The sequence below is a fragment of the Pseudomonas caspiana genome, from assembly GCF_002158995.1.
In the GTDB taxonomy this organism is placed as follows: Bacteria; Pseudomonadota; Gammaproteobacteria; order Pseudomonadales; family Pseudomonadaceae; genus Aquipseudomonas; species Aquipseudomonas caspiana.
The window spans coordinates 11,811-25,019 of sequence record NZ_LOHF01000023.1; the positions used below are offsets into that span (position 1 = coordinate 11,811).

Here is a 13,209-nt window from a genome sequence, read left to right on the forward strand (position 1 = left end):
GGGGTTGCGCTTTGCAGACTACTATCTGGAGATTTCCCCCCATGCGCCTTATCCAGTTTGAAACCCAATCGGGTCAACGCCAGGTCGGCATCGTCGATGGCAACTCGATCAACGTAGTACGTGCAACCCAAAGCACCCGCGAACTGGCCCTCGCCGCCATTCGCACCGGTAAAAGCCTGGCCGATGAAGTGGCCAGCCGTGGCACTGAGGCCGGTCCGGATTACGCATCACTGTTAAAAAACCAAAAGATTCTGCCGCCACTCGATCACGAAGACCCGGCGCACTGCCTGATCAGCGGCACTGGCCTGACTCACTTGGGCAGCGCTTCGGCACGGGACAAGATGCACCAGCATGACGGCCAGGTCGAAGCGGGCATGACCGACACCATGAAGATCTTCAAGTGGGGCATCGAGGGCGGCAAACCGGCGGCTGGTCAGATCGGTGCCCAGCCGGAATGGTTCTACAAAGGCGATGGCAGCATCGTCGTGCGGCCCGGGGCTGATTTTCCGGTGCCGTCATTTGCTGAAGATGCGGGCGAAGAACCTGAGCTGACGGGCCTGTATGTGATAGGCGACGACGGTCAGCCGTATCGTTTGGGGTATGCCTTGGGCAACGAGTTTTCCGATCACGTCATGGAGCGCCGCAACTACCTGTATCTGGCGCATTCCAAGCTGCGCTATTGCGCGTACGGTCCAGAATTGCGGGTGGGCGAATTACCACGGCATCTGTCCGGTATGAGTCGCGTTCTGCGTGACGGGCAGGTGTTGTGGGAGAAGGAGTTCCTGAGTGGCGAAGACAACATGTGCCACAGCCTGGCGAACCTTGAATATCACCACTTCAAGTACGCGCAGTTCCTGCGTCCGGGAGATGTGCACATTCACTACTTCGGTACTGCGACTTTGTCGTTTGCGGACGGGGTGAAGACCCAGCCGGGTGATCGTTTCCAGATCAGCCTTGATGCGTTTGGTGCGCCGTTGGAGAACGGGATTGGTGAAGGGCCAAGTGCGGTGGGGATTGGGCAGATAAAAGCTTTGTAATCAGGTGTAGGTGCATGTAGGAGCTGCCGAAGGCTGCGAAAGCGATTTGCCTGATACTCCGCTTTCGCAGCCTTCGGCAGCTCCTACAGGGAAAAGCATCAGCGTCTGACGAGTAAAACCCCGGATTCCATATGGTGGGTATACGGGAACTGGTCGAACAGCGCGCAACGCTCGACACGGTGAGTGTCGTGGAGTTGGGCGATGTTGGCGGCCAGGGTTTCCGGGTTGCAGGAAATGTACAGAATGCGCTCGAAGCGGCGCGTCAGTTCGCAAGTGTCCGGGTCCATACCGGCGCGGGGCGGGTCGACGAAGACGCTGCCGAAGTCGTAGCTCTTCAGATCCACGCCATTCAGGCGACGGAACGGACGCACTTCATTGAGCGCCTGAGTCAGCTCTTCCGCAGACAGACGCACCAGCGTGACGTTATCCACAGCGTTATCGGCCAGGTTGCTCAGTGCGGCATTAACCGAAGTCTTGCTGATTTCGGTGGCCAGCACTTTGCGTACTCGGGTCGCCAACGGCAGGGTGAAGTTGCCGTTGCCGCAATACAACTCCAGCAAATCATCTTCACGGTCGCCCAATGCCGCGTAGGCCCAGTCGAGCATTTTCTGGTTCACGGTACCGTTTGGCTGAGTGAACGCGCCTTCAGGCTGACGGTAAGTGAAGGTGCGACCGGCGACTTCAAGTTCTTCAGTCACGTAATCACGACCTATTACCAGACGCTGGCCTTTGGAGCGACCGATCAGGCTCACGTCGAGGTCCGCGGCCAGCTTTTCAGCTTCGGCCAGCCACTCGTCATCGAGCGGGCGGTGATAACACATGGTGATCATCGCGTCGCCCGCCAGTGTGGTCAGGAAGTCCACCTGGAACAGCTTGTGGTTAAGCACCTTGCTGGCTTCCCAGCGGTCACGCAGTACTGGCATCAATGCGTTGATGCGCAGGCTGGCAATCGGCAAACCATCGAGCAGAATCGGGTTCTTGTTATCACCAGGGGTGAACATCGCGTAGTGACGCTTCTGGTCTTCGCGCCACAGGCGGAACTCGGCGCGCAGCCGGTAGTTTGCCTTGGGCGAGTCAAACACCTGAGGTTCAGGCGCGTCAAACGGCGCCAGCAGTTCACGCAGGCGATCGGCTTTGGCCTGGAGCTGAGTGTCATAGCTCGCAGGATCGAACGGAATACTTGCACTCATGCCGGAAACCAACCCAATTTGATAACGAACAGAATCGACAGGATCACCAGCGCGGGATTCAGCTCACGCCACTGGCCCGACAACAGTTTGATACCTGTCCAGGCGATGAAACCAAAAGCAATGCCGTTGGCGATGGAGTAGGTGAACGGCATCGCCAGCGCAGTAATAACGACGGGCGCAGCGACCGACAGATCATCCCAATCGATTTCCGCCAGCCCGGAGGTCATCAGAACCGCCACGAACAGCAGCGCCGGGGCAGTGGCGAACGCTGGAACGCTGCTCGCCAACGGGGCGAAGAACAACGCCAGCAGGAACAGGACCGCAACGACAATGGCGGTCAAGCCGGTACGCCCGCCAGCACTGACGCCTGCCGCCGATTCGATATAGCTGGTGGTGGTCGAAGTACCCAGCAGCGAACCGGCCATGGCGGCGGTGCTGTCGGCGATCAGCGCACGGCCCATTTTCGGCATGTGACCGTTCTTGTCCATCAGCCCGGCGCGCTTGGCGACGCCGATCAGCGTGCCGGAGTTGTCGAACAGGTCCACGAACAGGAAGGCGAAGATCACGCTGATCAGGCCGACATCAAAGGCGCCTTTGATGTCCAGTTGCAGGAAGGTCGGGGCCAGGGATGGTGGCATCGACACCACGCCACCGAATGGCGTGAAGCCCAGCAGAATCGAGACGATGGTTACGGCCAGAATGCCGATCAGCACAGCGCCGCGAACCTTGAGTTTTTCCAGGGCAACAATCAGGAAGAAGCCCAGCGTGGCGAGTACCGGTGCTGGTTGCTTCAGATCGCCCATGCCGACCATGGTGGCCGGGTTGCTGACCACGATGCCAGCGTTGTGCAGGGCAATCAGCGCCAGGAACAGGCCGATACCGGCGGCAATCGCCGAGCGCAGTGGCAGCGGAATGCTGTTGATGATCCATTCACGGATACGAAAGATCGACAGGACAAAGAACATCACCGCCGAAATGAATACCGCGCCCAGTGCCACCTGCCAGGTATGACCCATGTGCAGCACAACGGTGTAAGTAAAGAACGCGTTCAGGCCCATGCCCGGTGCCAGGGCAATCGGGTAGTTGGCGATGATGCCCATGGTCGCCGAGCCAATCGCGGCGGCCAGACAGGTGGCGACGAACAGCGCGCCTTTGTCCATGCCGGTCGCGCCGAGGATGCTCGGGTTGACGAACAGGATGTAGGCCATGGCCAGAAAGGTCGTGACGCCCGCGAGAATCTCGGTGCGCACGTTGGTGTTGTGTGCCTTGAGTTGAAACAGCCGTTCCAGCATGTCTGGCTCCCCGGTGACGCGCCTGCGTCGTGAATGAATCGACTAGAACAGCAAAGCACAGACTGCCGAAGCGGCCCGCGGATTTTGTACCGGTCGGAAAAAGCCGCGCATGATACCAGCCGAACGGGTTTGTGACTGCCTGCCGATGAATGGTGTGCTGTTGCATTCATTCTTAAGATTTTCTGACACAGCGCTGGACAGCGGTTCGCTGTAGATCAAAACGGCTGCATCGCGAGCAAGCACCGCGCCCACAGGTCCAGCGTCTGACTCAAATGCTTGTGTGAATCCAGCCCAACAGGTTGGCGTGGATCCTGGGGAGCCGGGCTTGCCCGCGATACATGAGACGCAGCCAGAAGACTCACTGCATTGTCGTTTATCGCCCGGATGCCACCTAAGTCATGCACAACCCACTGGATCAACACTCATCAACAAACCCTGAACGATTCCAAAACTTCACGAGTCGTACCCCTTAAGACGCAGAAAAACTGCGCTGTTCGAGTACCTACCGTGAGGTTTCCATGAGTTCACCAACCCCCCAGGATTTCGCTGGCCATGCGATTAGCCTGACCCTCAACGGTCAGCCGCGACAGCTCAACGTCCAGCCTTGGACAACATTGCTCGACTTGCTTCGAGACCAGCTTGATCTGGTCGGCAGCAAGAAAGGCTGCGATCACGGCCAATGCGGCGCGTGTACCGTTCTGCGCGACGGCAAGCGCATCAATTCCTGTCTGACCCTGGCGATCATGTGTGACGGCGCAGAGCTGACCACGATTGAAGGGCTGGCAGATGGCGAGCAACTGCACCCGATGCAGCAGGCGTTCATCAAGCATGACGCCTTTCAGTGCGGCTATTGCACGCCAGGGCAGATTTGCTCGGCGGTCGGGCTGGCCAATGAAGGGCGCGCCAACAGCCGTGCCGAGATTCAGGAGCTGATGAGCGGCAACCTGTGCCGCTGCGGTGCCTACAGCAACATTCTGGCTGCGGTGGAAGAAGTCCTGCCCGAGCTGCGCAACACCCATTCAGAGATGGGTAGCTTCGAGAAAGCGGAGGGCAGCCGATGAATCCCTTTACTTATAGCCGACCAACCAGCGTCAGCGAAGCGGTCAATCTTAGCGGTGCTGCGACCCGGTTTATCGCGGGCGGCACTAACCTGCTCGATCTGATGAAAGAAAACGTCGCACGGCCCGAGCATCTGATCGACATCACTCGGCTGCCACTGAACGACATCAGTGAAACCGCCGACGGTGGGTTGCTCATCGGCGCGCTGGTGAGCAACGCTGATCTGGCCTGGCATCCGTTGATTGAACAACGTTACCCGCTGCTGTCCCAAGCCGTACTGGCCGGAGCATCGCCACAGCTTCGCAACATGGCGAGCACTGGCGGTAACCTGCTGCAGCGCACACGTTGCTACTACTTCTATGACTCCACTGTGCCGTGCAATAAACGCGAGCCCGGCAGCGGTTGCCCGGCGCGCGACGGCCTGAACCGTATCCACGCGATTCTGGGGGCCAGCGACGAATGCGTCGCGACTCATCCTTCGGACATGTGCGTTGCTCTCGCCGCGCTTGAAGCCATCGTCCATGTTCAGGGGCGTGCAGGTCAGCGCACCATCGAGTTTGCCGACTTCCATCGTCTGCCTGGTGATGCGCCTCAGCGTGATAACCAATTGGCCGATGACGAGCTGATTACCGCAATCGAGCTCCCGGCACCCGGCTTCGCGGGGCAGGGCAAGTACCTGAAAATCCGTGATCGGGCTTCCTACGCCTTCGCGCTGATCTCGGTTGCAGCGTCGTTGGAGCTGGACGGTGATGTCATTCGCGACGTGCGTCTGGCGCTGGGTGGTGTTGCTCACAAGCCATGGCGCGACAAGGTCGTGGAGCAAATGCTGGTCGGTAAACCGGTCTCTCGCGAGAACTTCGCGGCCGCCGCCGACGCCTTGCTGGCCGATGCCGAGCCGCTCGAACACAACGCTTTTAAAGTCAAACTGGCACGTCGGGCGATCATTCGAACCCTCAGCGATGCCGCGGTCGATGCTGCTGCCACAGGAGGAAGCGCCCAATGAATACGCCTGTTTCGCCACTGGGCCAAGCGCTTGACCGGGTAGACGGCAAGCTCAAAGTTACCGGTCAGGCCCGTTATGCCGGTGAATACCCGGAAACCGGTTTGCTGCATGGCAGCGTGGTCTCCAGCACTATCGCTCGCGGGCGTGTGACGCACATCGACATCTCCGAAGCCCTGCGCGTGCCGGGCGTCGTGATGGTGTTGGATCACAAGAACCGTCCCAAGCTCGCCAGTTACGACGAGAACTATGAAGACGCCGATTCGGCAGACGGCTCGCCATTCCGTCCTCTATATAACGATCGCGTGCTGTACAGCGGCCAACCGCTGGCGCTAGTGGTTGCCGAAACCCTTGAGCTGGCGCGTTATGCCGGTTCGCTGGTGCGTATCGAATATCTGGTCGAGGCCCATGAAACCGATTTGCTGGCGGTGCAGGGGGACAGCTATGACGCACCGGCAGAATTGCCTGCGCCGCGCGGTGACTTTCAGGCGGGATTCGCCAATTCCGCACTGACTGTCGATGCCCACTACAGCACGCCGGTCGAACATCACAACCCGATGGAGCCGCATGCTTCGACGGTGTTTTACAAGGACGATGGCAGCCTGCAGGTTCATGACAAGACCCAGGGTCCGCAAAACTGTCAGGACTATCTGCACAACGTATTCGGTATCCCGAAAGACAAGATTCAGGTGCTGGCTGCCTTTGTCGGTGGTGCGTTCGGCTCGGGGCTGCGTCCGCAATATCAATTGCCGCTGGCGGTCATGGCGGCGCTGGAACTCAAGCGTTCAGTGCGCGTCACTCTGACTCGACAGCAGATGTTCACCTTCGGCTATCGTCCGCGCACATTGCAGCATCTGCGTCTGGGCGCGGCGGCGGATGGCCGTTTGCTGGCGGTTGGGCATGGTGCAATCGGTCAGACGTCCCGATTTGAGGACTTCAGCGAGCACGTGGTGGAATGGAGCGGCATGCTCTACAAGTGCGACAACGTCGAACTCACTTACAAGCTAGCGCCACTGGACGTCTACACCCCATTGGACATGCGTGCGCCAGGCGCTGCCTTGGGTCTGATCGGCCTGGAGTGCGCCATGGATGAGCTGGCTGTTGCCTTGGCGATGGACCCGGTGCAGCTGCGTCAGGTCAATTTCGCTGATCGCAACGGCAACGAAGACAAGCCGTATTCCAGCAAGCAATTGCGCGCTTGTTATACCCAGGGCGCAGATCGCTTCGGCTGGAGCCATCGCAACCCTGAGCCACGGAGCATGCGCGAAGGTCGTCAACTGATCGGCTGGGGCATGGCGGGCGGTGTCTGGGAAGCGATGCAGATGAAGGCCAGTGCCAAGGCGCATATCGACGCCCAGGGCAAATTGACGGTCAGCAGTGCGACGACCGACATCGGCACCGGCACTTACACGGTCATGACACAGATTGCAGCCGAAGCGGCGGGCGTTGCTGTCGAAGACACTACGTTCGTGCTGGGGGATTCGTCGCTGCCAACGGCGCCCTTGCAGGGTGGCTCGTTCACGGTGTCGTCGGTGGGCACTGCCGTGCAGCAAGCCAGCAAGGCGTTGCGCGAGAAGTTGTTCACCGCAGCGGGTCAGATTGACGCGAAGTTTTTCGCCGCGAAGGTCGAGCAAATGACCGTTGCGGACGGATACGTGTCGCTGGGCGATCATCGATTGGCACTGAGCGAAGTGCTGAGCAGTTGGCCTGAAGGCTTGCAGGTGCAGGTCGATGCCGAGCCTGATGCGAAGCGCGAAGGTTATTCGACCGCTACACACTCGGCAGTATTCGTTGAAGTGCAGGTCGATGAAGACCTAGGCACGATTCGCGTCAGCCGGGTCGTCAGTGCAGTGGCCGCGGGCCGAGTGGTCAATCCGAAAATGGCACGCAGCCAGATTCTTGGCGGCGTGGTCTGGGGGCTGAGCATGGCCTTGCAGGAAGAAACCCAGAGCGATCACAAACTGGGCCGCTTCATGAACCACAGCCTCGCCGAGTACCACATCCCGGTTAACGCCGATATCAACGACATAGACGTGATTTTTGTCGAAGAGAACGATGAAATCGTTAACGCGCTGGGTTCGAAAGGGGTGGGCGAGATCGGCATCGTCGGCGTTGCGGCGGCAGTCGCCAATGCGATTTACCATGCAACCGGCAAGCGGGTTCGGGACTTCCCGATAACCCTGGATAAGGTGCTCTGACGAGCTATCCCTCCAGGAAAATGCAAAGTCGCGATGGCGTTCTGTCTGACACGCCGCCATCGCGACCGTCGTAAACTCCGATGGCTCATACAGGATCGCTGCGAGCCTGATCTGAAAAGCAATCTCCCCCGCATTTCATTCCGTCCTCTCCAATGTCGCCAGAGTGCAAACACAGGTCGCGCTGGTGCGTTTCGTCCCGTGTGCTGCTGGGTAACGTGCTCAGGCGTGCCGCATTCGCATGGCCGCAGTTGTTCAAATAATCAAAACCAAAAAACAACCTGCCGACCGAGGGAGCACGCATGAACCGATTTATCCGTCATATCAGCTGTGGGTTATTGATGATAAGCAGCACAGCGTTGATGGCCGCAGAGCCCGCCAAATGCCAGAACGTGCGCATGGGGGTGGTGAACTGGACCGACGTGGTGGCAACCAGTGCCGTGGCTGAAGTGCTGCTCAAGGGCATGGGTTATGAAGTGAAGCAGACCAGCGCCGCCCAACAAATCATTTTCGGCGGCCTGCGCGATGACAAACTGGACATCTTCCTCGGTTATTGGAAGCCGGCGATGGACAAAAACATCGCGCCGTTTTTAGCAGCCAATCAGGTCAAAGTGCTGAATGAACCGAGCATGAGTGATGCCCAGGCGACCCTGGCTGTGCCCGATTATGTTGCTGCGGGTGGGCTGAAGACGTTCGGTGATATCGCGAAATTCAAGGACAAACTTGGCGGCAAGATTTACGGGATCGAGCCGGGTACCGGTGCCAATGCCAACATCAAGGGCATGATCGATAAGAATCAATTTGGCCTGGGCGGGTTCCAGTTGGTGGAGTCCGGCGAGGCCGGCATGCTTGCGGCGGTGGCTCGGGCGGTCAAGCGAGGCGAGTGGGTGGTGTTTGTAGGCTGGACCCCGCATCCGATGAACATCAACATGAAGCTGGCGTATCTGACCGGCAGCGAAGATGTATTCGGACCGGGCGAGGGCGCTGCCACGGTATCCACAGTCACCGCACCGGACTACGCGCAACGCTGTCCGAATGTCAGCAAACTTCTGAGTAATCTGACCTTCACCGCCGCTCAGGAAAGCCAGATGATGGTGCCGATCATGGACCGCAAGGCTCCGGACGAAGTCGCCAGACAGTGGCTCAAGGATCACCCGGAAGATCTGAGCCGATGGCTGGCAGGGGTGACGACGTTTGACGGTAAAGACGCAGCGCCAGTGGTCATGGCGGCCATCAAGAAGTAAGGCCGGTTCAACGAGGCTAAAGGTGCTAAAGAGGCTTGGGGAGGCAACTGCATGAGCGACGGCTTTCCCTTGTCTCCCGAACTCTGGGCGTTTGTCACCCAGACCCTGAGTTTTTCCTCAAAGGCGTCTGACTTCCGCAGTCAGCGCCAGGCTTACTCGCATATGTGCCGCGCCTTTACTCCGGCGCGGCCAGCGGACCTTGAGGTGGCGGACTTTCAACTGGCCGATGTGCCTGTTCGCTGCTATCGACCACAACACGTGCATCTCGAGGCGGCGCCCTGTGTGATTTATCTGCATGGTGGCGGTTGGGTGGTGGGCGATCTCGACTCTCATGATTTCATCGCCGCACCGCTGGCCGTCGATGTTGGCTGTGTGCTGATCGCGGTGGATTATCGGTTGGCCCCTGAGCATCCGTTCCCGGCAGCGTTCGAGGATTGTCTGGCCGTCTGGCACGCGGTGCAGGCGCAGGCAGAACGGCTGGGGATTGATCCGTCGCGGGTCGCTCTTGCAGGGGATAGTGCCGGCGGTAACCTTGCTGCCGCTTTGTGTCTGGCACTGAGGGATGCGGGTTTTGCGCAGCCCAGAGGTCAGGCATTGGTTTATCCGGCGCTGGGCGGCGCAGATGACCTGCCGTCACGTAGCGAATGCGCCGAAGCGCCCCTGCTGAGTCGCACTGATCTGGAGTGTTATCTGGCGTTATACCTGAGCCGCGCCGCAGATTTTCAATCGCCTTACGCGATGCCGTTGCGTGCGAGGGATTTCACCGGGCTGGCGCCTGCGTTCATTGCCGTTGCGCAGTTTGACCCGTTGCGTGATGACGGCGTGGCTTACGAACGTTGTCTGCGTGAAGCTGGAGTGACGACTGTTTTTGATCCGGGCGTCGGCCTGGTGCATGGCTGTTTGCGGGCCAAAGGGCTGGCAACTGAGGTTGACCGGCTGTATGAGCGATTGCTGGTTGCGCTACGCGGTTTTTTACAGCCCGTCTTGTAGGACTCACCGAGGTTGCAATCCCGTAAGGCCGGCTTTAGCCGGGAGGGGGATCGCTGTAACCCCTACACCTTCTGCTCTTGCGCCTCGGCCACCACATCCCGCATGCGGTCGCGATTGGCCAGGGTCGGGAACAGTTTGATCCAGATGCCGGTTACCGCAAGGGTGCCGACGCCGCCCATGACCACGGCCGGCACCACGCCGAACCAGTGCGCGGTGAGGCCCGATTCAAATTCGCCGAGTTGATTGGAAGCACCAATGAACAGCCCGTTGACCGCGCTGACCCGGCCACGCATTTCATCCGGTGTTTCCAGTTGCACGAAGGACGCACGGATCACCATGCTGATCATGTCCGCTGCGCCAAGCACCACCAGCACCGCCATGGAAAACCAGAACGAGGTCGACAGCCCGAACGCAATGGTTGCCACGCCGAACACGCCGACCGCGGTAAACATCACGCGGCCTACGTGCCGTTCGACATTGAAATGCGCAAGCCACAGCGACATTGCCAGCGCGCCGACTGCTGGCGCCGAACGCAACATGCCCAGCCCCCACGGACCGGTCAGCAGAATGTCTTTGGCAAACACCGGCAGCAGCGCCGTTGCACCACCCAGCAGCACTGCGAACAGGTCCAGCGAGATGGCACCGAGTACATCCGGACGACTGCGAATGAAGCGAATCCCGGCCAATAGCGAATCCATCGTCGCCTTGTTCTTGTTCAGTGGCGTCTGTCGGGCGGGCAGGCTGAGCATCAGCGAGCAAGCGACGACATACAGCAGCACGGTCGGCCCATAGACCCAACTGCTGCCGAATGCATAAAGAAAACCGCCCAGTGCGGGTGCGACGATGGTTGCCGATTGCTGGGCCGACTGTGCGGCAGCCACTGCCCGAGGGAACAGCGCGGGCGGCACGATGCTCGGCAACAAAGCCTGAGTGGTAGGCATTTCAAAAGATCGGGACGCGCCTAGCGCAAAGGCCAGGATGAAGATCATTTCCCGGGTGACGCTGTCGGTGCTACTGCCGATGAATAGCGCCAAGGCGATACAGGCTTGCATCGTCTGGCAAATGGCGGCCACTTTGCGGCGGTCGTATCGGTCTGCCACATGGCCGGTGTGCAGCATGAACAGCACGCGAGGGGCGAACTCCACCAGACCGACTAACCCAAGGTCCAGGACGTTGCCGGTCAGCTGGTAGAGGTTCCAGCCGATAGCCACCGTCAGCATTTGAAAACCGCTGGCGGTAAAGATGCGGGCAAACCAGAAAGCGACGAACGGGCGATGGTGGCGCAGTAACACTGGGGCTTGAGTCGGCATGAGCAACAACAGCCAGGCAGGGAAGAACCGCAAGATTATCAGTTTGTAACAGTTAGTTGCATGAAAAGCCGGTCAGATTGGATCCCAAAGTATGGTTTTTTTTGCTGCTTCGATGATCGTCGACGCAGGTCCAAAATGCTCTCATGTGCCCGCGACGCAGGATTCCAGAGCGGTGAGACAACTCGTCACGCGGCAAAAGACCACACGTCCTACACGCTCAAATACGACTACTCTTTGACAGTCAGTTGATCTGCGTCAATGCCCTCAAGGCAAAAGAAACGGCAGGCGACTTGACGGACTTCAAGGTTGCGATATGGGCTGATGAGACGGGCATAGCCACTTTTTCGTCCAGAACCCAGAACGTTTTCAACCTGCCGCGCTCCTTACCAGTGGGGGGCAGTGGCTGCTGACCTCGGGGTCATCGGCCGTATCACCTGATAGAGGAAAACCCAATGTTCGGTTTGGATGCAATTGAGCTCGCCCGAATTCAGTTCGCGTTTACCATCTCGTTCCACATCCTGTTCCCTGCCATCACCATCGGTCTGGCAAGTTACCTGGCGGTGCTGGAAGGCCTGTGGCTCAAGACCCACAACAACGTCTACCGAGACCTTTACCATTTCTGGTCGAAGATCTTCGCCGTCAATTTCGGCATGGGCGTGGTATCCGGTCTGGTCATGGCGTATCAGTTTGGTACCAACTGGAGCCGTTTCTCCGACTTTGCCGGAGCCGTCACCGGGCCGTTGCTGACGTATGAAGTGCTCACAGCCTTCTTCCTCGAAGCCGGCTTCCTGGGCGTCATGCTCTTTGGCTGGAACCGCGTCGGGCGCAATCTGCACTTTTTCTCTACGGTCATGGTCGCCATCGGCACCCTGATCTCGACTTTCTGGATTCTGTCCTCCAACAGCTGGATGCAGACACCACAGGGTTACGAAATCATCGACGGTCGTGTGATCCCGACTGACTGGTTCGCGGTGGTGTTCAACCCGTCGTTCCCTTATCGCCTGGCGCACATGTCGATTGCGGCATTCGTGGCAACGGCATTCTTCGTAGGTTCGTCGGCGGCCTGGCACCTTTTGCGTGGTCGCGATACACCGCAGATCCGCAAGATGCTGTCGATGGCCATGTGGATGGCTTTGCTGGTCGCACCTTTGCAGGCAGTGGTTGGCGACTTCCATGGTCTGAATACTCTCAAGCATCAACCGGCGAAAATTGCCGCCATCGAAGGTCACTGGGAAAACGTGGGCGACGAGCCGACGCCGTTGATCCTGTTCGGCTGGCCGGACATGAAGGAAGAACGCACCAAGTACGCGGTTGAAATCCCGTATCTGGGCAGCCTGATCCTCACGCACAGCCTCGATAAGCAGGTTCCTGCACTCAAGGAATTCAAGCCTGAAGACCGCCCCAATTCGACTGTAGTGTTCTGGTCGTTCCGGGTCATGGTTGGCCTTGGCTTCCTGATGATCTTTACCGGTCTGTGGAGCCTCTGGCTGCGCAAGCGTGGCACGCTCTATAAATCCCGAGCGTTCCTGTACCTCGCGTTGTGGATGGGGCCGTCTGGTCTGATCGCTATCCTGGCGGGCTGGTTCACCACTGAAATCGGCCGTCAGCCGTGGGTCGTCTACGGTCTGATGCGCACCTCCGATGCCTCGTCCGGGCACAGCGTTGCGCAGATGAGCATTACGCTGGTGTTGTTCGTCGTGGTCTATTTCGTGCTGTTTGGCGCAGGCCTTGGCTACATGATGCGTCTGGTACGCAAAGGGCCGAAGGTTCATGAAGACCATCAGCCAACCGGTGGCCCAGGTCAGCAACGTACTCCGGCTCGTCCGCTCTCCGCTGCTGAAGAAGGCAACGAAGACTCGCTCAATCACGACAGCCTGAATAAGGGGAACTGA

Annotated in this window: 10 protein-coding genes; 7 read left to right on the forward strand and 3 right to left on the reverse strand. The window is 59.1% G+C overall.

Annotation, left to right across the window (positions count from 1 at the left end):
* The first annotated feature begins 41 nt into the window (after positions 1 to 41).
* Positions 42 to 1,037, forward strand: a complete 996-nt coding sequence (araD1, locus tag AUC60_RS21795; protein ID WP_087272589.1) for an AraD1 family protein — start codon at positions 42 to 44, stop codon at positions 1,035 to 1,037.
* A 98-nt stretch (positions 1,038 to 1,135) separates the two neighbouring features.
* Here the strand turns inward: araD1 and trmA are convergent, their stop codons facing one another.
* Together trmA and AUC60_RS21805 are read right to left on the reverse strand one after the other, a co-directional pair.
* Entirely contained in the window at positions 1,136 to 2,227 is a 1,092-nt protein-coding gene (gene trmA / locus AUC60_RS21800; protein ID WP_087272592.1) for a tRNA (uridine(54)-C5)-methyltransferase TrmA, read from the reverse strand.
* Positions 2,224 to 3,519 carry an NCS2 family permease gene (locus AUC60_RS21805; RefSeq protein ID WP_087272596.1) on the reverse strand — a complete coding sequence of 432 codons (1,296 nt, stop codon included), beginning with the start codon at positions 3,517 to 3,519 and terminating at the stop codon, positions 2,224 to 2,226. The genes trmA and AUC60_RS21805 overlap by 4 nt, the downstream gene beginning before the upstream one ends.
* A gap of 518 nt (positions 3,520 to 4,037) precedes the next feature.
* On the opposite strand from AUC60_RS21805, the gene AUC60_RS21815 reads away from it, so the two are divergent.
* From AUC60_RS21815 to AUC60_RS21835, 5 genes are all read left to right on the forward strand, one after another.
* Positions 4,038 to 4,580 carry a (2Fe-2S)-binding protein gene (locus tag AUC60_RS21815; RefSeq protein WP_087272602.1) on the forward strand — a complete coding sequence of 181 codons (543 nt, stop codon included), beginning with the start codon at positions 4,038 to 4,040 and terminating at the stop codon, positions 4,578 to 4,580.
* The gene (locus AUC60_RS21820; RefSeq protein ID WP_087272605.1) at positions 4,577 to 5,581 is read left to right on the forward strand and encodes an FAD binding domain-containing protein; all 1,005 of its coding nucleotides are present in this window, start codon (positions 4,577 to 4,579) and stop codon (positions 5,579 to 5,581) included. Before AUC60_RS21815 ends, AUC60_RS21820 begins: the two co-directional genes overlap by 4 nt.
* Positions 5,578 to 7,776, forward strand: coding sequence for a xanthine dehydrogenase family protein molybdopterin-binding subunit (locus tag AUC60_RS21825; RefSeq protein ID WP_087272608.1), 2,199 nt, complete (start codon positions 5,578 to 5,580; stop codon positions 7,774 to 7,776). Before AUC60_RS21820 ends, AUC60_RS21825 begins: the two co-directional genes overlap by 4 nt.
* Positions 7,777 to 8,075: 299 nt before the next feature.
* The gene (locus AUC60_RS21830; protein WP_087272612.1) at positions 8,076 to 9,017 is read left to right on the forward strand and encodes a choline ABC transporter substrate-binding protein; all 942 of its coding nucleotides are present in this window, start codon (positions 8,076 to 8,078) and stop codon (positions 9,015 to 9,017) included.
* 51 nt (positions 9,018 to 9,068) lie between these two features.
* The gene (locus AUC60_RS21835; protein WP_087272615.1) at positions 9,069 to 10,007 is read left to right on the forward strand and encodes an alpha/beta hydrolase; all 939 of its coding nucleotides are present in this window, start codon (positions 9,069 to 9,071) and stop codon (positions 10,005 to 10,007) included.
* A 62-nt stretch (positions 10,008 to 10,069) separates the two neighbouring features.
* Here the strand turns inward: AUC60_RS21835 and AUC60_RS21840 are convergent, their stop codons facing one another.
* Entirely contained in the window at positions 10,070 to 11,317 is a 1,248-nt protein-coding gene (locus AUC60_RS21840) for an MFS transporter (RefSeq protein WP_087272784.1), read from the reverse strand.
* A gap of 452 nt (positions 11,318 to 11,769) precedes the next feature.
* On the opposite strand from AUC60_RS21840, the gene AUC60_RS21845 reads away from it, so the two are divergent.
* A complete protein-coding gene (locus tag AUC60_RS21845) occupies positions 11,770 to 13,209 on the forward strand; it encodes a cytochrome ubiquinol oxidase subunit I (protein ID WP_087272619.1) in 1,440 nt (479 codons plus the stop codon).